Here is a 19,713-nt window from a genome sequence, read left to right as displayed (position 1 = left end):
TTTCTCATTACAGCGACTTCTTCCCACCATACTGCTTAAACCATTCCAGCATACGCTGCCAGCCATCTTTCGCAGATTCGGCATGATAGCTCGGGCGATAATCAGCGTTGAATGCATGCCCGGCATCCGGGTACACGATAATCTCTGCTTTCGCATTAGCAGCCCGCAGCGCCTGGCGCATGGTTTCAACGCTCTCCTGCGGAATGCTGTTATCCTGACCACCATATAAGCCGAGAACCGGCGCGTTAAGATCGGTTGCGATATCAACAGGTTGTTTCGGTGAATTCAGCGACTTGTCGCCCGTCAGTTTGCCGTACCACGCCACTGCGGCTTTTAGCTGTGGATTATGCGCGGCATACAGCCAGGTGATACGTCCACCCCAGCAGAATCCGGTGATCATTAAACGATGAACATCGCCGCCGTTGCGGGAAGCCCAACTGGCGACATGATCGAGATCGGCCAGCACCTGCGAGTCAGGCACTTTTGCTACCAGACCGCTAAGCAACGTGGGGATATCGGCAAAATCATTCGGATCGCCTTCGCGGAAGTAAAGTTCAGGTGCGATAGCCAGATACCCCTCCAGCGCCAGACGGCGACAAATGTCGCGGATATGTTCATGCACGCCAAAAATTTCCTGCACTACAATGACCACTGGCAGTGGGCCATCGCTTTGCTTTGGTCTGGCATGGTAAGCAGGCATGTTATCCCCTTGTGAAGGGATAGAGGTGAAGCCCGCCACAATCGCGTCGTCCGGGGTCTGAACGATGGTCGAAGCGAGAGGCGATGCAGCAGGTGCAAATCCAGATTGTTGTGTTGTTGCCATGGTATTCTCCGTACCCTTATAAAAATGTTGCGCAATGTTAACTATAGTCAGCATGCAACAAATCACATTGCCTGAATCGGCTCATCTTTTATGCAGTCCTGCAGAATGAAGAGTGATTTATGTGATTTACATCACTTTTGATGGGTAAATTTATGCAACGCGTTTGCGTCATGGTGATGAGTATCACGAAAAAATGTTAAACCCTTCGGTAAAGTGTCTTTTTGCTTCTTCTGACTAAACCGATTCACAGAGGAGTTGTATATGTCCAAGTCTGATGTTTTTCATCTCGGCCTCACTAAAAACGATTTACAAGGGGCTACGCTTGCCATCGTCCCTGGCGACCCGGATCGTGTGGAAAAGATCGCCGCGCTGATGGATAAGCCGGTTAAGCTGGCATCTCACCGCGAATTCACTACCTGGCGTGCAGAGCTGGATGGTAAACCTGTTATCGTCTGTTCTACCGGTATCGGCGGCCCGTCTACCTCTATTGCTGTTGAAGAGCTGGCACAGCTGGGCATTCGCACCTTCCTGCGTATCGGTACAACGGGCGCTATTCAGCCGCATATTAATGTGGGTGATGTCCTGGTTACCACGGCGTCTGTCCGTCTGGATGGCGCGAGCCTGCACTTCGCACCGCTGGAATTCCCGGCTGTCGCTGATTTCGAATGTACGACTGCGCTGGTTGAAGCTGCGAAATCCATTGGCGCGACAACTCACGTTGGCGTGACAGCTTCTTCTGATACCTTCTACCCAGGTCAGGAACGTTACGATACTTACTCTGGTCGCGTAGTTCGTCACTTTAAAGGTTCTATGGAAGAGTGGCAGGCGATGGGCGTAATGAACTATGAAATGGAATCTGCAACCCTGCTGACCATGTGTGCAAGTCAGGGCCTGCGTGCCGGTATGGTAGCGGGTGTTATCGTTAACCGCACCCAGCAAGAGATCCCGAATGCTGAGACGATGAAACAAACCGAAAGCCATGCGGTGAAAATCGTGGTGGAAGCGGCGCGTCGTCTGCTGTAATTCTCTTCTCCTGTCTGAAGGCCGACGCGTTCGGCCTTTTGTATTTTTGCGTAGCGCCTCGCAGGAAATGCCTTTCCAACTGGACGTTTGTACAGCACAATTCTATTTTGTGCGGGTAAGTTGTTGCGTCAGGAGGCGTTGTGGATTTCTCAATCATGGTTTACTCAGTTATTGCGTTGGTGGGTGTGGCAATTGGCTGGCTGTTTGCCAGTTATCAACATGCGCAGCAAAAAGCCGAGCAATTAGCTGAACGTGAAGAGATGGTCGCGGAGTTAAGCGCGGCAAAACAACAAATTACCCAAAGCGAGCACTGGCGTGCAGAGTGCGAGTTACTCAATAACGAAGTGCGCAGCCTGCAAAGTATTAACACCTCTCTGGAGGCCGATCTGCGTGAAGTAACCACGCGGATGGAAGCCGCACAGCAACATGCTGACGATAAAATTCGCCAGATGATTAACAGCGAGCAGCGCCTCAGTGAGCAGTTTGAAAACCTCGCCAACCGTATTTTTGAGCACAGCAATCGCCGGGTTGATGAGCAAAACCGTCAGAGTCTGAACAGCCTGTTGTCGCCGCTACGTGAACAACTGGACGGTTTCCGCCGTCAGGTTCAGGACAGCTTCGGTAAAGAAGCACAAGAACGCCATACCCTGACCCACGAAATTCGCAATCTCCAGCAACTCAACGCGCAAATGGCCCAGGAAGCGATCAACCTGACGCGCGCGCTGAAAGGCGACAATAAAACCCAGGGCAACTGGGGCGAGGTAGTATTGACGCGGGTGCTGGAGGCTTCCGGTCTGCGTGAAGGGTATGAATATGAAACCCAGGTCAGCATCGAAAATGACGCCCGCTCGCGGATGCAACCGGATGTCATCGTGCGGCTGCCGCAGGGAAAAGATGTGGTGATCGACGCCAAAATGACGCTGGTCGCCTATGAACGCTATTTCAACGCCGAAGATGACTACACCCGCGAAAGCGCGCTACAGGAACATATCGCGTCGGTGCGTAACCATATCCGTTTGCTGGGACGCAAAGATTATCAACAGCTGCCGGGGCTGCGAACTCTGGATTACGTGCTGATGTTTATTCCCGTTGAACCCGCTTTTTTACTGGCGCTTGACCGCCAGCCGGAGCTGATCACCGAAGCGTTGAAAAACAATATCATGCTGGTTAGCCCGACTACGCTGCTGGTGGCGTTGCGTACTATTGCCAACCTGTGGCGTTATGAGCATCAAAGCCGCAACGCCCAGCAAATCGCCGATCGTGCCAGCAAGCTGTACGACAAGATGCGTTTGTTCATCGATGACATGTCCGCGATTGGTCAAAGTCTCGACAAAGCGCAGGATAACTACCGCCAGGCAATGAAAAAACTCTCTTCAGGTCGCGGAAATGTGCTGGCGCAGGCAGAAGCGTTTCGCGGTTTAGGAGTAGAAATTAAACGCGAGATTAATCCGGATTTGGCTGAACAGGCGGTGAGCCAGGATGAAGAGTATCGACTTCGGTCGGTTCCGGAGCAGCCGAATGATGAAGCTTATCAACGCGATGATGAATATAATCAGCAGTCGCGCTAGCCCATTAGGGGTAGTTAAGCCGGGTAGAAATCTAGGGCATCGACGCCCAATCTGTTACACTTCTGGAACAATTTTTTGATGAGCAGGCATTGAGATGGTGGATAAGTCACAAGAAACGACGCACTTTGGTTTTCAGACCGTCGCGAAGGAACAAAAAGCGGATATGGTCGCCCACGTTTTCCATTCCGTGGCATCAAAATACGATGTCATGAATGATTTGATGTCATTTGGTATTCATCGTTTGTGGAAGCGATTCACGATTGATTGCAGCGGCGTACGCCGTGGGCAGACCGTGCTGGATCTGGCTGGTGGCACCGGCGACCTGACAGCGAAATTCTCCCGCCTGGTCGGAGAAACTGGCAAAGTGGTCCTTGCTGATATCAATGAATCCATGCTCAAAATGGGACGCGAGAAGCTGCGTAATATCGGTGTGATTGGCAACGTTGAGTATGTTCAGGCGAACGCTGAGGCGCTGCCGTTCCCGGATAACACCTTTGATTGCATCACCATTTCGTTTGGTCTGCGTAACGTCACCGACAAAGATAAAGCACTGCGTTCAATGTATCGCGTGCTGAAACCCGGCGGCCGCCTGCTGGTGCTTGAGTTCTCGAAGCCAATTATCGAGCCGCTGAGCAAAGCCTATGATGCATACTCCTTCCATGTGCTGCCGCGTATTGGCTCACTGGTCGCGAACGACGCCGACAGCTACCGTTATCTGGCAGAATCCATCCGTATGCATCCCGATCAGGATACCCTGAAAGCCATGATGCAGGATGCCGGATTCGAAAGTGTCGACTACTACAATCTGACGGCAGGGGTTGTGGCGCTGCATCGTGGTTATAAGTTCTGACAGGAGACCGGAAATGCCTTTTAAACCTTTAGTGACGGCAGGAATTGAAAGTCTGCTCAACACCTTCCTGTATCGCTCACCCGCGCTGAAAACAGCCCGCTCGCGTCTGCTGGGTAAAGTATTGCGCGTGGAGGTAAAAGGCTTTTCGACGTCATTGATTCTGGTGTTCAGCGAACGCCAGGTTGATGTACTGGGCGAATGGGCAGGCGATGCTGACTGCACCGTTATCGCCTACGCCAGTGTGTTGCCGAAACTTCGCGATCGCCAGCAGCTTACCGCACTGATTCGCAGTGGTGAGCTGGAAGTGCAGGGCGATATTCAGGTGGTGCAAAACTTCGTTGCGCTGGCAGATCTGGCAGAGTTCGACCCTGCGGAACTGCTGGCCCCTTATACCGGTGATATCGCCGCTGAAGGAATCAGCAAAGCCATGCGCGGAGGCGCAAAGTTCCTGCATCACGGCATTAAGCGCCAGCAACGTTATGTGGCGGAAGCCATTACTGAAGAGTGGCGTATGGCACCCGGTCCGCTTGAAGTGGCCTGGTTTGCGGAAGAGACGGCTGCCGTCGAGCGTGCTGTTGATGCCCTGACCAAACGGCTGGAAAAACTGGAGGCTAAATGACGCCAGGTGAAGTACGGCGCCTATATTTCATCATTCGCACTTTTTTAAGCTACGGACTTGATGAACTGATCCCCAAAATGCGTATCACCCTGCCGCTACGGCTATGGCGATACTCATTATTCTGGATGCCAAATCGGCATAAAGACAAACTTTTAGGTGAGCGACTACGACTGGCCCTGCAAGAACTGGGGCCGGTTTGGATCAAGTTCGGGCAAATGTTATCAACCCGCCGCGATCTTTTTCCACCGCATATTGCCGATCAGCTGGCGTTATTGCAGGACAAAGTTGCTCCGTTTGATGGCAAGCTGGCGAAGCAGCAGATTGAAGCTGCAATGGGCGGCTTGCCGGTAGAAGCGTGGTTTGACGATTTTGAAATCAAGCCGCTGGCTTCTGCTTCTATCGCCCAGGTTCATACCGCGCGATTGAAATCGAATGGTAAAGAGGTGGTGATTAAAGTCATCCGCCCGGATATTTTGCCGGTCATTAAAGCGGATCTGAAACTTATCTACCGTCTGGCTCGCTGGGTGCCGCGTTTGCTGCCGGATGGTCGCCGTCTGCGCCCAACCGAAGTGGTGCGCGAGTACGAAAAGACCTTGATTGATGAACTGAATTTGCTGCGGGAATCTGCCAACGCCATTCAGCTTCGGCGCAATTTTGAAGACAGCCCGATGCTCTACATCCCGGAAGTTTACCCTGACTATTGTAGTGAAGGGATGATGGTGATGGAGCGCATTTACGGCATTCCGGTGTCTGATGTTGCGGCGCTGGAGAAAAACGGCACTAACATGAAATTGCTGGCGGAACGCGGCGTGCAGGTGTTCTTCACTCAGGTCTTTCGCGACAGCTTTTTCCATGCCGATATGCACCCTGGCAACATCTTCGTAAGCTATGAACACCCGGAAAACCCGAAATATATCGGCATTGATTGCGGGATTGTTGGCTCGCTAAACAAAGAAGATAAACGCTATCTGGCAGAAAACTTTATCGCCTTCTTTAATCGCGACTATCGCAAAGTGGCAGAGCTACACGTCGATTCTGGCTGGGTGCCACCAGATACCAACGTTGAAGAGTTCGAATTTGCCATTCGTACGGTCTGTGAACCTATCTTTGAGAAACCGCTGGCCGAAATTTCGTTTGGACATGTACTGTTAAATCTGTTTAATACGGCGCGTCGCTTCAATATGGAAGTGCAGCCGCAACTGGTGTTACTCCAGAAAACCCTGCTCTATGTCGAAGGGGTAGGACGCCAGCTTTATCCGCAGCTCGATTTATGGAAAACAGCGAAGCCTTTCCTGGAGTCGTGGATTAAAGATCAGGTCGGTATTCCTGCGCTGGTGAGAGCATTTAAAGAAAAAGCGCCGTTCTGGGTCGAAAAAATGCCAGAACTGCCTGAATTGGTTTACGACAGTTTGCGCCAGGGCAAGTATTTACAGCACAGTGTTGATAAGATTGCCCGCGAGCTTCAGTCAAATCATGTACGTCAGGGACAATCGCGTTATTTTCTCGGAATTGGCGCTACGTTAGTATTAAGTGGCACATTCTTGTTGGTCAGCCGACCTGAGTGGGGGCTGATGCCCGGCTGGTTAATGGCAGGTGGTCTGATCGCCTGGTTTGTCGGTTGGCGCAAAACACGCTGATTTTTTCATCGCTCAAGGCGGGCCGTGTAACGTATAATGCGGCTTTGTTTAATCATCATCTACCACAGAGGAACATGTATGGGTGGTATCAGTATTTGGCAGTTATTGATTATTGCCGTCATCGTTGTACTGCTTTTTGGCACCAAAAAGCTCGGCTCCATCGGTTCCGATCTTGGTGCGTCGATCAAAGGCTTTAAAAAAGCAATGAGCGATGATGAACCAAAGCAGGATAAAACCAGTCAGGATGCTGATTTTACTGCGAAAACTATCGCCGATAAGCAGGCGGATACGAATCAGGAACAGGCTAAAACAGAAGACGCGAAGCGCCACGATAAAGAGCAGGTGTAATCCGTGTTTGATATCGGTTTTAGCGAACTGCTATTGGTGTTCATCATCGGCCTCGTCGTTCTGGGGCCGCAACGACTGCCTGTGGCGGTAAAAACGGTAGCGGGCTGGATTCGCGCGTTGCGTTCACTGGCGACAACGGTGCAGAACGAACTGACCCAGGAGTTAAAACTCCAGGAGTTTCAGGACAGTCTGAAAAAGGTTGAAAAGGCGAGCCTCACTAACCTGACGCCCGAACTGAAAGCGTCGATGGATGAACTACGCCAGGCCGCGGAGTCGATGAAGCGTTCCTACGTTGCAAACGATCCTGAAAAGGCGAGCGATGAAGCGCACACCATCCATAACCCGGTGGTGAAAGATAATGAAGCTGCGCATGAGGGCGTAACGCCTGCCGCTGCACAAACGCAGGCCAGTTCGCCGGAACAGAAGCCAGAAACCACGCCAGAGCCGGTGGTAAAACCTGCTGCGGACGCTGAACCGAAAACCGCTGCACCTTCCCCTTCGTCGAGTGATAAACCGTAAACATGTCTGTAGAAGATACTCAACCGCTTATCACGCATCTGATTGAGCTGCGTAAGCGTCTGCTGAACTGCATTATCGCGGTGATCGTGATATTCCTGTGTCTGGTCTATTTCGCCAATGACATCTATCACCTGGTATCCGCGCCATTGATCAAGCAGTTGCCGCAAGGTTCAACGATGATCGCCACCGACGTGGCCTCGCCGTTCTTTACGCCGATCAAGCTGACCTTTATGGTGTCGCTGATTCTGTCAGCGCCGGTGATTCTCTATCAGGTGTGGGCATTTATCGCCCCAGCGCTGTATAAGCATGAACGTCGCCTGGTGGTGCCGCTGCTGGTTTCCAGCTCTCTGCTGTTTTATATCGGCATGGCATTCGCCTACTTTGTGGTCTTTCCGCTGGCATTTGGCTTCCTTGCCAATACCGCGCCGGAAGGGGTGCAGGTATCCACCGACATCGCCAGCTATTTAAGCTTCGTTATGGCGCTGTTTATGGCGTTTGGTGTCTCCTTTGAAGTGCCGGTAGCAATTGTGCTGCTGTGCTGGATGGGGATTACCTCGCCAGAAGACTTACGCAAAAAACGCCCGTATGTGCTGGTTGGTGCATTCGTTGTCGGGATGTTGCTGACGCCGCCGGATGTCTTCTCGCAAACGCTGTTGGCGATCCCGATGTACTGTCTGTTTGAAATCGGTGTCTTCTTCTCACGCTTTTACGTTGGTAAAGGGCGAAATCGGGAAGAGGAAAACGACGCTGAAGCAGAAAGCGAAAAAACTGAAGAATAAATTCAACCGCCCGTCAGGGCGGTTGTCATATGGAGTACAGGATGTTTGATATCGGCGTTAATTTGACCAGTTCGCAATTTGCGAAAGACCGTGATGATGTTGTAGCGCGCGCTTTTGACGCGGGAGTTAATGGGCTACTCATCACCGGCACTAACCTGCGTGAAAGCCAGCAGGCGCAAAAGCTGGCGCGTCAGTATTCGTCCTGTTGGTCAACGGCGGGCGTACATCCTCACGACAGCAGCCAGTGGCAAGCTGCGACTGAAGAAGCGATTATTGAGCTGGCCGCGCAGCCAGAAGTGGTGGCGATTGGTGAATGTGGTCTCGACTTTAACCGCAACTTTTCGACGCCGGAAGAGCAGGAACGCGCTTTTGTTGCCCAGCTACGCATTGCCGCAGATTTAAACATGCCGGTATTTATGCACTGTCGCGATGCCCACGAGCGGTTTATGACATTGCTGGAGCCGTGGCTGGATAAACTGCCTGGTGCGGTTCTTCATTGCTTTACCGGCACACGCGAAGAGATGCAGGCGTGCGTGGCGCGTGGAATTTATATCGGCATTACCGGTTGGGTTTGCGATGAACGACGCGGGCTGGAGCTGCGGGAATTGTTGCCGTTGATTCCGGCGGAGAAATTGCTGATCGAAACTGATGCGCCGTATCTGCTCCCGCGCGATCTCACGCCAAAGCCATCCTCCCGGCGCAACGAGCCAGCCCATCTGCCCCATATTTTGCAACGTATTGCGCACTGGCGTGGAGAAGATGCCGCATGGCTGGCTGCCACCACGGATGCCAATGTCAAAACACTGTTTGGGATTGCGTTTTAGAGTTTGCGGAACTCGGTGTTCTTCACACTGTGCTTAATCTCTTTATTAATAAGATTAAGCAATAGCATGGAGCGAGCCTCACCATCGGGTTCGGTGAAAATGGCCTGAAAGCCTTCGAACGCGCCTTCGGTAATAATCACCTTATCACCCGGATAAGGGGTTGCCGGATCGACAATGTCTTTCGGTTTATATACCGATAGCTGATGAATCACCGCCGATGGGACTATCGCTGGCGACGCGCCAAAGCGCACGAAGTGGCTGACACCGCGGGTCGCGTTGATAGTCGTGGTATGAATCACTTCTGGATCAAATTCGACAAACAGGTAGTTGGGAAACAATGGCTCACTGACTGCAGTACGTTTTCCACGCACGATTTTTTCCAGGGTGATCATCGGTGCCAGGCAATTCACAGCCTGTCTTTCGAGGTGTTCCTGGGCACGTTGAAGTTGCCCGCGCTTGCAGTACAGTAAATACCAGGATTGCATAATGACTCTTATCCGTTTAATCGGGGCGCAAGGATAGCAAAAGCTTTACGCTAAGTTAATTATATTCCCCGGTTTGCGTTATACCGTCAGAGTTCACGCTAATTTAACAAATTTACAGCATCGCAAAGATGAACGCCGTATAATGGGCGTAGATTAAGAGGCTACAATGGACGCCATGAAATATAACGATTTACGCGACTTCTTGACGCTGCTTGAACAGCAGGGTGAGCTAAAACGTATCACGCTCCCGGTGGATCCGCATCTGGAAATCACTGAAATTGCTGACCGCACTTTGCGTGCCGGTGGGCCTGCGCTGTTGTTCGAAAACCCTAAAGGCTACTCAATGCCGGTGCTGTGCAACCTGTTCGGTACGCCAAAGCGCGTGGCGATGGGCATGGGGCAGGAAGATGTTTCGGCGCTGCGTGAAGTTGGTAAATTATTGGCGTTTCTGAAAGAGCCGGAGCCGCCAAAAGGTTTCCGCGACCTGTTTGATAAACTGCCGCAGTTTAAGCAAGTATTGAACATGCCGACAAAGCGGCTGCGTGGTGCGCCCTGCCAACAAAAAATCGTCTCTGGCGATGACGTCGATCTCAATCGCATTCCCATTATGACCTGCTGGCCGGAAGATGCCGCGCCGCTGATTACCTGGGGGCTGACAGTGACGCGCGGCCCGCATAAAGAGCGGCAGAATCTGGGCATTTATCGCCAGCAGCTGATTGGTAAAAACAAACTGATTATGCGCTGGCTGTCGCATCGCGGCGGCGCGCTGGATTATCAGGAGTGGTGTGCGGCGCATCCGGGCGAACGTTTCCCGGTTTCTGTGGCGCTGGGTGCCGATCCCGCCACGATTCTCGGTGCAGTCACCCCCGTTCCGGATACACTTTCAGAGTATGCGTTTGCCGGATTGCTGCGCGGTACCAAGACCGAAGTGGTGAAGTGTATCTCCAATGACCTTGAAGTGCCCGCCAGTGCGGAGATTGTGCTGGAAGGGTATATCGAACAAGGTGAAACGGCGCCGGAAGGGCCGTATGGCGACCACACCGGTTACTATAACGAAGTCGATAGTTTCCCGGTATTTACCGTGACGCATATTACCCAGCGTGAAGATGCGATTTACCACTCCACCTATACTGGTCGTCCGCCGGATGAACCCGCGGTGCTGGGTGTCGCACTGAACGAAGTGTTTGTGCCGATTCTGCAAAAACAGTTCCCGGAAATTGTCGATTTTTACCTGCCGCCGGAAGGCTGTTCTTATCGTCTGGCGGTAGTGACGATCAAAAAACAGTACGCCGGACACGCGAAGCGCGTCATGATGGGCGTCTGGTCGTTCTTACGCCAGTTTATGTACACTAAATTTGTGATCGTTTGCGATGATGACGTCAACGCACGCGACTGGAACGATGTGATTTGGGCGATTACCACCCGTATGGACCCGGCGCGGGATACTGTTCTGGTAGAAAATACGCCTATTGATTATCTGGATTTTGCCTCGCCTGTCTCCGGGCTGGGTTCAAAAATGGGGCTGGATGCCACGAATAAATGGCCGGGGGAAACCCAGCGTGAATGGGGACGTCCCATCAAAAAAGATCCAGATGTTGTCGCGCATATTGACGCCATCTGGGATGAACTGGCTATTTTTAACAACGGTAAAAGCGCCTGATGCGCGTTTGTTTTGCCCTATTTATCGATCCGACAGAGAAAGCGCATGACAACCTTAAGCTGTAAAGTGACCTCGGTAGAAGCTATCACGGATACCGTATATCGTGTCCGCATCGTGCCAGATGCGGCCTTTTCTTTTCGCGCTGGTCAGTATTTGATGGTAGTGATGGATGAGCGCGACAAACGTCCGTTCTCAATGGCTTCGACGCCGGATGAAAAAGGGTTTATCGAGCTGCATATTGGCGCTTCTGAAATCAACCTTTACGCGAAAGCAGTCATGGACCGCATCCTCAAAGATCATCAAATCGTGGTCGATATTCCCCACGGAGAAGCGTGGCTGCGCGATGATGAAGAGCGTCCGATGATTTTGATTGCGGGCGGCACCGGGTTCTCTTATGCCCGCTCGATTTTGCTGACAGCGTTGGCGCGTAACCCAAACCGTGATATCACCATTTACTGGGGCGGGCGTGAAGAGCAGCATCTGTATGATCTCTGCGAGCTTGAGGCGCTTTCGTTGAAGCATCCTGGTCTGCAAGTGGTGCCGGTGGTTGAACAACCGGAAGCGGGCTGGCGTGGGCGTACTGGCACCGTGTTAACGGCGGTATTGCAGGATCACGGTACGCTGGCAGAGCATGATATCTATATTGCCGGACGTTTTGAGATGGCGAAAATTGCCCGCGATCTGTTTTGCAGTGAGCGTAATGCGCGGGAAGATCGCCTGTTTGGCGATGCGTTTGCATTTATCTGAGATATAAAAAAACCCGCCCCTGACAGGCGGGAAGAACGGCAACTAAAACTTTATTCAGTGGCATTTAGATCTATGTCGCATCCGGCATTCGGCACACGATGCCTGATGCGACGCTGGCGCGTCTTATCAGGCCTACATTGGTGCCGGATCGGTAGACCGGATAAGGCGTTCACGCCGCATCCGGCAAGTGGTTAAACCCGCTCAAACACCGTCGCAATACCCTGACCCAGACCGATACACATCGTCGCCAGACCAAACTGGACGTCTTTGCGCTCCATCAGATTTAGCAGCGTGGTGCTGATACGCGCACCGGAACAGCCCAGCGGATGACCCAGCGCGATCGCGCCACCGTTGAGGTTGATCTTCTCGTCAATCTGCTCCATTAGCCCCAGATCTTTAATACATGGCAGGATCTGCGCGGCAAAGGCTTCATTCATTTCAAACACGCCGATATCACTGACAGAAAGCCCCGCTTTTTTCAGCGCCAGCTTCGAGGCCGGAACCGGGCCGTAACCCATAATCGATGGGTCACAACCAACGACCGCCATCGAACGCACGCGGGCGCGCGGCTTAAGACCTAATTCATGGGCGCGGCTTTCACTCATCACCAGCATGGCAGCTGCGCCATCGGAAAGCGCAGAAGATGTACCCGCCGTTACCGTACCGCTTACTGGATCAAACGCCGGACGCAGCGTGGCTAGGGCTTCCACGGTGGTTTCCGGGCGAATCACTTCGTCGTAATTAAACTGCTTCAGGACGCCGTCGGCATCGTGACCACCGGTCGGGATAATTTCATTTTTAAATGCACCCGACTGCGTGGCGGCCCAGGCGCGGGCGTGTGACCGCGCGGCAAAGGCATCCTGCATTTCACGGCTGATACCGTGCATACGCGCCAGCATTTCTGCCGTTAAGCCCATCATGCCCGCCGCTTTGGCGACATTGCGGCTCAGGCCGGGGTGAAAATCGACGCCGTGGCTCATTGGCACATGGCCCATATGCTCCACGCCGCCGACAAGACATGCCTGCGCATCGCCAGTCATGATCATTCGTGCTGCGTCATGCAATGCCTGCATGGATGAACCACACAAGCGATTGACGGTCACCGCCGGGACAGAGTGTGGTACTTCTGCCAGCAGCGCCGCGTTACGGGCGATATTAAAACCCTGCTCCAGCGTCTGCTGCACACAACCCCAGTAAATATCGTCGAGGGCCGCCGCTTCCAGCGCCGGGTTACGCGCCAGCAGGCTACGCATTAAATGAGCGGAGAGATCTTCTGCACGCACGTTACGAAAAGCACCGCCCTTCGAACGGCCCATCGGGGTGCGAATTGCATCGACAATGACAACCTGTTCCATTGTGACTCCTTAAGCCGTTTTCAGGTCGCCAACCGGACGGGCTGGCTCAACCGGAGGATAGTACGGTTCGTTATGACGCGCTTTATTACGCAGACCTTCCGGCACTTCATACAGCGGGCCGAGGTGCTGATATTGCTGTGCCATATCGAGGTATTTTGCGCTACCGAGGGTGTCCAGCCAGCGGAACGCGCCGCCGTGGAACGGAGGGAAGCCCAGGCCGTAGACCAGCGCCATATCCGCTTCCGCCGGAGTGGCGATAATGCCTTCCTCCAGACAGCGCACCACTTCGTTGACCATCGGGATCATCATGCGGGCGATAATCTCTTCTTCGCTGAAATCGCGCTTCGGCTGGCTCACTTCTGCCAGCAGGTCTTCAACGGCGGCGTCTTCTTCTTTCTTCGGCTTACCTTTGCTGTCTTCTTTATAACGCCAGAAACCGAGGCCGTTCTTCTGACCAAAGCGGTTGGCATCAAACAGCGCGTCGATGGCATCGCGGTAATCTTTCTGCATCCGCTGCGGGAAGCCTGCTGCCATGACAGCCTGAGCGTGATGCGCGGTATCAATGCCCACGACATCCAGCAGATATGCCGGACCCATAGGCCAGCCAAACTGTTTTTCCATCACTTTGTCGATCTTGCGGAAATCCGCGCCGTCGCGCAGCAGCTGGCTGAAACCGGCGAAATACGGGAACAGCACGCGGTTAACAAAGAAGCCGGGGCAGTCGTTAACCACAATCGGCGTCTTGCCCATCTTGCTCGCCCAGGCGACAACTTTCGCGATGGTTTCGTCGGAGCTTTTCTCGCCGCGAATAATTTCTACCAACGGCATCCGGTGTACCGGGTTAAAAAAGTGCATTCCGCAGAAGTTTTCCGGGCGTTCCAGCGCGTTGGCCAGTTCGCTGATAGGAATGGTTGAAGTGTTAGACGCCAGCACGGTATCCGGGCGTACTTTTTGTTCGGTTTCTGCCAGTACGGCTTTTTTCACTTTCGGGTTTTCGACAACCGCTTCTACCACAACATCCACGCGGTCAAACCCGGCGTAGTCGAGCGTTGGGTGGATTGTGGAGATCACGCCAGCCAGTTTCAGACCATCGATCTTGCCGCGCTCAAGCTGCTTGTTCAGCAGTTTCGCGGCTTCGGTCATGCCGAGGGTTAACGACTTGTCGTTGATATCTTTCATGACAACCGGCACGCCTTTCCACGCAGACTGGTAAGCGATGCCGCCGCCCATAATGCCTGCACCCAGCACCGCGGCCTGTTTCGGGGTTTCAACGTCTTTGGTGAGTTTCTTCGCTTTGCCTTTTACATATTGATCGTTAAGGAAAATGCCGACCAGTGCGCGGGCTTCGTTGGTATGCGCCAGCGGGACAAAACTTTTGTTTTCCAGGTTTAAGGCTTCTTCACGACCAAAACGGGCCGCAGCTTCAATGGTTTTTACTGCGGTGATGGGGGCCGGATAATGTTTCCCCGCTGTTTGTGCGACCATCCCTTTAGCGATGGTGAAGCTCATGGTGGCTTCAATCTTGCTCAGTTTTAGTGGTTCCAGCTTCGGCTGACGTTTTGCTTTCCAGTCGAGGTCGCCGTTAATGGCCTGGCGTAAAACCGCCTTTGCGCCTTCAACCAGTTTTTCTGCTTTGACTACGCCATCCACCAGACCGATTTTCAGCGCCTGATCCGCGCCGACATCTTTACCGGCGGCAATGATTTCCAGCGCACTGTCAGCGCCCAGCATACGTGGCATACGTACAGAACCGCCAAAGCCCGGCATGATGCCCAGTTTGGTTTCCGGCAGACCGATGCGCAGATCCGGCGTCGCCAGACGATAATCGGTCGCCAGCACGCATTCGCAGCCACCGCCCAGCGCATAGCCGTTGGCGGCAGCAATGGTCGGCACCGGCAGATCTTCCAGGCGATTAAACACGCTATTGGCAAAGTGCAGCCACTGACTTAACTGTTCTTCAGGAACGAGGAACAGGGACAAAAATTCGGTGATATCAGCACCGACGATAAAGGCTGCTTTGTTCGAACGCAGCAGCAGCCCTTTTAGATCTGATTGCTGTTCCAGCACGCCGATGGCCTCGCCGAGGCTGGCGACGGTCGCAGTGTCGAGTTTATTAACTGAACCTGGGGCATCAAATACCAGTTCGGCAATGCCATCTTCCAGCCAGTCAAGGTACAGGGTGTCGCCTTTGTAAAGCATGTCAGTCTCCTGAATCCGCAAGGTGATCTGGTCGTACCAGATGAGTCGAAGTGTGTATTTTGTGTTAAAAATATGCAAATAAAAGATTAAAGAAATGCCGATCTGATCACGCTCGGCAGAAATCACGCTCTGGATGAACGATGTGCTAAGATGCGGAGACTTAAGGTCAAAAAAACAGAAGGGTAAAAAATGGAATCACTGGCCTCACTCTATAAAAATCATATAGCTACCTTACAGGAACGGACTCGCGATGCGCTGGCGCGCTTCAAGCTGGATGCGTTACTTATTCACTCCGGCGAACTGTTCAACGTTTTTCTCGACGATCATCCCTATCCGTTTAAAGTGAACCCGCAATTCAAAGCGTGGGTGCCGGTAACTCAGGTGCCAAACTGCTGGCTGCTGGTGGATGGCGTGAACAAGCCGAAACTGTGGTTCTATCTGCCGGTTGATTACTGGCACAACGTCGAACCGCTGCCGACCTCTTTCTGGACTGAAGACGTGGAAGTGATCGCGCTGCCGAAAGCCGATGGCATTGGTAGCCTGCTGCCTGCTGCGCGCGGGAATATCGGTTATATCGGTCCGGTGCCGGAACGTGCGCTGCAACTGGGTATTGAGGCCAGCAATATCAACCCGAAAGGGGTGATCGACTACCTGCATTACTACCGCTCCTTCAAAACCGAGTACGAACTGGCCTGTATGCGTGAAGCGCAGAAAATGGCGGTCAACGGTCATCGCGCGGCAGAAGAAGCGTTCCGTTCTGGCATGAGCGAGTTCGATATCAACATTGCCTATCTGACCGCGACCGGTCATCGTGATACCGACGTACCTTACAGCAACATTGTGGCGCTCAACGAACACGCTGCGGTGTTGCATTACACCAAACTGGACCACCAGGCACCGGAAGAGATGCGCAGCTTCCTGCTGGATGCCGGGGCCGAATATAACGGCTATGCGGCTGACCTGACCCGTACCTGGTCGGCAAAAAGTGACAACGACTACGCACAGCTGGTGAAAGACGTAAATGATGAACAACTGGCGCTGATCGCTACCATGAAAGCAGGCGTCAGCTATGTGGATTACCACATCCAGTTCCATCAGCGCATCGCCAAACTGCTGCGTAAACATCAAATCATCACCGATATGAGTGAAGAAGCGATGGTCGAAAACGATCTCACCGGACCGTTTATGCCGCACGGTATTGGCCATCCGCTGGGCCTGCAGGTGCATGACGTAGCCGGTTTTATGCAGGATGATAGCGGTACGCACCTCGCGGCACCGGCAAAATATCCGTACCTGCGCTGCACCCGTATTCTCCAGCCGGGCATGGTGTTAACCATCGAACCGGGTATCTACTTCATTGAATCGCTGCTGGCACCGTGGCGTGAAGGGCAGTTCAGCAAGCACTTCAACTGGCAGAAAATTGAAGCACTGAAACCGTTCGGCGGCATTCGTATCGAAGACAACGTGGTGATCCACGAAAACAACGTGGAAAACATGACCCGGGATCTGAAACTGGCGTGATGGAAAGCTGGTTAATTCCTGCGGCACCGGTCACGGTCGTTGAAGAGATCAAAAAAAGCCGCTTCATAACGATGTTGGCGCATACCGATGGCGTTGAGGCGGCGAAAGCGTTTGTTGAATCGGTGCGGGCAGAACACCCCGATGCCCGCCACCATTGCGTGGCGTGGGTGGCGGGTGCGCCGGATGATTCTCAACAGCTGGGTTTCTCTGACGACGGGGAGCCGGCGGGAACGGCAGGTAAACCGATGCTCGCCCAGCTAATGGGCAGCGGCGTCGGGGAAATTACCGCTGTGGTAGTGCGCTACTACGGCGGCATATTGCTTGGCACCGGTGGGTTAGTGAAAGCGTATGGCGGCGGCGTGAATCAGGCGCTGCGCCAGCTAACGACCCAACGCAAGACGCCATTAACCGAATATACTTTGCAATGTGAATATAGTCAGTTAACCGGCATTGAAGCGTTGCTGGGGCAGTGTGACGGCAAAATTATCAACAGTGATTATCAGGCATTCGTTCTGCTGCGGGTGGCGCTTCCGGCGGCGAAAGTGGCTGAATTTTCCGCAAAGCTGGCGGATTTTAGCCGTGGTTCATTGCAATTGTTAGCGATTGAAGAATAATCCCCACTTCGTTTTGCAGAACTAAGGAAGCGGCAGAGATGCATTTTCGCGCCATTACCCGAATCGTTGGACTACTGGTCATCTTATTTTCAGGGACCATGATTATCCCTGGGCTGGTAGCACTCATCTACCGGGATGGAGCGGGCCGCGCTTTTACCCAGACCTTTTTTGTCGCCCTCGCCATTGGCTCTATGCTGTGGTGGCCGAACCGCAAAGAGAAGGGCGAACTGAAATCCCGTGAGGGGTTTCTGATAGTGGTGCTGTTTTGGACCGTGCTGGGTAGCGTCGGTGCGCTCCCTTTTATCTTCTCGGAAAGCCCGAACCTCACGATTACCGATGCGTTTTTTGAATCTTTCTCTGGCCTGACCACCACCGGGGCCACTACGCTGGTGGGGCTGGATTCGCTCCCTCATGCCATCCTCTTTTATCGCCAGATGCTGCAATGGTTTGGCGGGATGGGGATCATCGTGTTAGCGGTTGCGATACTGCCTATCCTCGGCGTGGGTGGGATGCAGCTCTATCGCGCAGAAATGCCCGGCCCGCTGAAAGATAACAAAATGCGCCCGCGAATTGCGGAAACGGCGAAAACCCTGTGGTTGATTTATGTCTTGCTGACCGTCGCCTGTGCGCTGGCGTTGTGGTTTGCCGGAATGGATGCCTTTGATGCCATCGGCCATAGCTTTGCGACTATCGCTATTGGCGGCTTCTCGACACATGATGCCAGTATCGGTTATTTCGACAGCCCGACTATTAACACTATCATTGCTATCTTCCTGCTGATCTCCGGCTGTAACTACGGTCTGCACTTTTCACTGTTAAGTGGGCGTAGTCTGAAGGTTTATTGGCGCGATCCGGAATTTCGCATGTTTATCGGCGTACAGTTTACGCTGGTGGTTATTTGTACCCTCGTACTGTGGTTTCATAATGTCTACAGTTCGGCGCTGATGACAATTAACCAGGCGTTTTTCCAGGTGGTATCGATGGCGACAACCGCCGGGTTTACGACTGACAGCATTGCCCGCTGGCCGCTCTTTTTGCCGGTACTGCTTTTATGTTCAGCTTTTATCGGCGGTTGCGCCGGGTCAACGGGCGGTGGCCTGAAAGTGATCCGCATCCTGCTGCTGTTTAAGCAGGGGAACCGTGAGCTGAAACGACTGGTGCATCCGAACGCCGTCTATAGCATTAAGCTGGGGAATCGCGCACTGCCGGAACGTATCCTCGAAGCCGTTTGGGGATTTTTCTCCGCCTATGCATTGGTGTTTATTGTCAGTATGCTGGCGATTATCGCCACGGGCGTGGATGACTTTTCTGCCTTTGCCTCAGTTGTTGCGACATTGAATAACCTGGGGCCAGGGCTTGGCGTGGTTGCTGATAACTTTACCAGTATGAACCCGGTGGCTAAATGGATCCTGATTGCCAACATGCTGTTTGGTCGTCTCGAGGTCTTTACATTGCTGGTGCTCTTTACCCCGACTTTCTGGCGTGAATGATGGAGTAATACGTGAAAACATTAATTCTTTTCTCAACAAGGGACGGACAAACGCGCGAGATTGCCTCCTACCTGGCTTCGGAACTGAAAGAACTGGGGATCCAGACGGATGTCGCCAATGTGCACCGCATTGAAGAACCACAATGGGAAAATTATGACCGTGTGGTCATTGGTGCTTCTATTCGCTATGGTCACTACCACTCTGCGTTCCAGGAATTTGTCAAAAAACATGCGACGCGACTGAATTCGATGCCGAGCGCCTTTTATTCCGTAAACCTGGTGGCGCGCAAACCGGAGAAGCGTACTCCACAGACCAACAGCTACGCGCGGAAGTTTCTGATGAACTCGCAATGGCGTCCCGATCACTGCGCGGTCATTGCCGGGGCGCTGCGTTACCCACGTTATCGCTGGTACGATCGTTTTATGATCAAGCTAATTATGAAGATGTCAGGCGGTGAAACGGATACGCGCAAAGAAGTTGTCTATACCGATTGGGAGCAGGTGGCGAATTTCGCCCGAGAAATCGCCCATTTAACCGACAAACCGACGCTGAAATAAGCATAAAGAATAAAAAATGCGCGGTCAGAAAATTATTTTAAATTTCCTCTTGTCAGGCCGGAATAACTCCCTATAATGCGCCACCACTGACACGG

Annotated in this window: 19 protein-coding genes; 15 read left to right on the top strand and 4 right to left on the bottom strand. The window is 52.9% G+C overall.

The window, feature by feature from the left end:
• Window positions 1–7 precede the first annotated feature (7 nt).
• Window positions 8–823 carry a dienelactone hydrolase family protein gene (locus tag FTE26_RS06725; protein ID WP_001296987.1) on the bottom strand — a complete coding sequence of 272 codons (816 nt, stop codon included), beginning with the start codon at window positions 821–823 and terminating at the stop codon, window positions 8–10.
• 261 nt (window positions 824–1,084) lie between these two features.
• Here FTE26_RS06725 and udp point away from each other — a divergent pair, with 261 nt between their 5' ends.
• The 9 genes from udp to tatD all read left to right on the top strand — a co-directional run bounded on the left by udp (window position 1,085) and on the right by tatD (window position 8,990).
• Entirely contained in the window at window positions 1,085–1,846 is a 762-nt protein-coding gene (gene udp / locus FTE26_RS06720) for a uridine phosphorylase (RefSeq protein WP_000045177.1), read from the top strand.
• 140 nt (window positions 1,847–1,986) lie between these two features.
• The gene (gene rmuC, locus FTE26_RS06715; RefSeq protein WP_000347731.1) at window positions 1,987–3,414 is read left to right on the top strand and encodes a DNA recombination protein RmuC; all 1,428 of its coding nucleotides are present in this window, start codon (window positions 1,987–1,989) and stop codon (window positions 3,412–3,414) included.
• Between the two features lie 94 nt (window positions 3,415–3,508).
• Window positions 3,509–4,264 (top strand): bifunctional demethylmenaquinone methyltransferase/2-methoxy-6-polyprenyl-1,4-benzoquinol methylase UbiE, encoded by a 756-nt coding sequence (gene ubiE, locus FTE26_RS06710; RefSeq protein ID WP_000227958.1) that lies wholly within the window; start codon window positions 3,509–3,511, stop codon window positions 4,262–4,264.
• 13 nt (window positions 4,265–4,277) lie between these two features.
• Window positions 4,278–4,883 carry a ubiquinone biosynthesis protein UbiJ gene (gene ubiJ, locus FTE26_RS06705; protein ID WP_001295259.1) on the top strand — a complete coding sequence of 202 codons (606 nt, stop codon included), beginning with the start codon at window positions 4,278–4,280 and terminating at the stop codon, window positions 4,881–4,883.
• Window positions 4,880–6,520 (top strand): ubiquinone biosynthesis regulatory protein kinase UbiB, encoded by a 1,641-nt coding sequence (gene ubiB, locus FTE26_RS06700; RefSeq protein ID WP_000187530.1) that lies wholly within the window; start codon window positions 4,880–4,882, stop codon window positions 6,518–6,520. Before ubiJ ends, ubiB begins: the two co-directional genes overlap by 4 nt.
• Before the next feature lie 78 nt (window positions 6,521–6,598).
• The gene (gene tatA / locus FTE26_RS06695) at window positions 6,599–6,868 is read left to right on the top strand and encodes a Sec-independent protein translocase subunit TatA (RefSeq protein WP_001295260.1); all 270 of its coding nucleotides are present in this window, start codon (window positions 6,599–6,601) and stop codon (window positions 6,866–6,868) included.
• A 3-nt stretch (window positions 6,869–6,871) separates the two neighbouring features.
• On the top strand, window positions 6,872–7,387 hold the full coding sequence (tatB, locus tag FTE26_RS06690; protein WP_000459594.1) for a Sec-independent protein translocase protein TatB: 516 nt from the start codon (window positions 6,872–6,874) through the stop codon (window positions 7,385–7,387).
• A gap of 2 nt (window positions 7,388–7,389) precedes the next feature.
• A complete protein-coding gene (gene tatC / locus FTE26_RS06685) occupies window positions 7,390–8,166 on the top strand; it encodes a Sec-independent protein translocase subunit TatC (protein ID WP_000109943.1) in 777 nt (258 codons plus the stop codon).
• 41 nt (window positions 8,167–8,207) lie between these two features.
• Window positions 8,208–8,990: a 3'-5' ssDNA/RNA exonuclease TatD gene (tatD, locus tag FTE26_RS06680; protein WP_001296978.1), complete on the top strand. Its 783-nt coding sequence runs from the start codon at window positions 8,208–8,210 to the stop codon at window positions 8,988–8,990.
• Here the strand turns inward: tatD and rfaH are convergent.
• Window positions 8,987–9,475 (bottom strand): transcription/translation regulatory transformer protein RfaH, encoded by a 489-nt coding sequence (gene rfaH, locus FTE26_RS06675; RefSeq protein ID WP_001192396.1) that lies wholly within the window; start codon window positions 9,473–9,475, stop codon window positions 8,987–8,989. The two genes, tatD and rfaH, sit on opposite strands and share 4 nt — an antisense overlap.
• A 166-nt stretch (window positions 9,476–9,641) precedes the next feature.
• On the opposite strand from rfaH, the gene ubiD reads away from it, so the two are divergent.
• The gene (ubiD, locus tag FTE26_RS06670) at window positions 9,642–11,135 is read left to right on the top strand and encodes a 4-hydroxy-3-polyprenylbenzoate decarboxylase (RefSeq protein ID WP_000339804.1); all 1,494 of its coding nucleotides are present in this window, start codon (window positions 9,642–9,644) and stop codon (window positions 11,133–11,135) included.
• A gap of 45 nt (window positions 11,136–11,180) precedes the next feature.
• Window positions 11,181–11,882 carry an NAD(P)H-flavin reductase gene (gene fre / locus FTE26_RS06665; protein WP_000209826.1) on the top strand — a complete coding sequence of 234 codons (702 nt, stop codon included), beginning with the start codon at window positions 11,181–11,183 and terminating at the stop codon, window positions 11,880–11,882.
• Window positions 11,883–12,073: 191 nt separating this feature from the next.
• On the opposite strand, the gene fadA is transcribed toward fre, so the two are convergent.
• Together fadA and fadB are read right to left on the bottom strand one after the other, a co-directional pair.
• The gene (gene fadA / locus FTE26_RS06660) at window positions 12,074–13,237 is read right to left on the bottom strand and encodes an acetyl-CoA C-acyltransferase FadA (RefSeq protein ID WP_000438743.1); all 1,164 of its coding nucleotides are present in this window, start codon (window positions 13,235–13,237) and stop codon (window positions 12,074–12,076) included.
• Window positions 13,238–13,246: 9 nt separating this feature from the next.
• Window positions 13,247–15,436, bottom strand: a complete 2,190-nt coding sequence (gene fadB, locus FTE26_RS06655; RefSeq protein WP_000965894.1) for a fatty acid oxidation complex subunit alpha FadB — start codon at window positions 15,434–15,436, stop codon at window positions 13,247–13,249.
• Window positions 15,437–15,625: 189 nt separating this feature from the next.
• Between fadB and pepQ the strand changes: the two genes are divergently transcribed.
• From pepQ to hemG, 4 genes are read left to right on the top strand one after another with little or no spacing between them, the layout of a single operon-like run.
• Window positions 15,626–16,957 carry a Xaa-Pro dipeptidase gene (pepQ, locus tag FTE26_RS06650; RefSeq protein ID WP_000444561.1) on the top strand — a complete coding sequence of 444 codons (1,332 nt, stop codon included), beginning with the start codon at window positions 15,626–15,628 and terminating at the stop codon, window positions 16,955–16,957.
• Window positions 16,957–17,571: an IMPACT family protein gene (locus FTE26_RS06645; protein WP_001296979.1), complete on the top strand. Its 615-nt coding sequence runs from the start codon at window positions 16,957–16,959 to the stop codon at window positions 17,569–17,571. Before pepQ ends, FTE26_RS06645 begins: the two co-directional genes overlap by 1 nt.
• 38 nt (window positions 17,572–17,609) lie before the next feature.
• Window positions 17,610–19,061, top strand: coding sequence for a Trk system potassium transporter TrkH (gene trkH / locus FTE26_RS06640; RefSeq protein WP_000545677.1), 1,452 nt, complete (start codon window positions 17,610–17,612; stop codon window positions 19,059–19,061).
• Between the two features lie 11 nt (window positions 19,062–19,072).
• Window positions 19,073–19,618 carry a menaquinone-dependent protoporphyrinogen IX dehydrogenase gene (gene hemG / locus FTE26_RS06635; RefSeq protein WP_000853969.1) on the top strand — a complete coding sequence of 182 codons (546 nt, stop codon included), beginning with the start codon at window positions 19,073–19,075 and terminating at the stop codon, window positions 19,616–19,618.
• Window positions 19,619–19,713 lie beyond the last annotated feature (95 nt).

Origin of the sequence: Escherichia sp. S10b (genome assembly GCF_028421345.1) — a bacterium.
GTDB lineage: Bacteria > Pseudomonadota > Gammaproteobacteria > Enterobacterales > Enterobacteriaceae > ECMA0423.
Note: the sequence above shows the minus strand (reverse complement) of the source record. Positions and strands in the feature narration are given on the sequence as shown.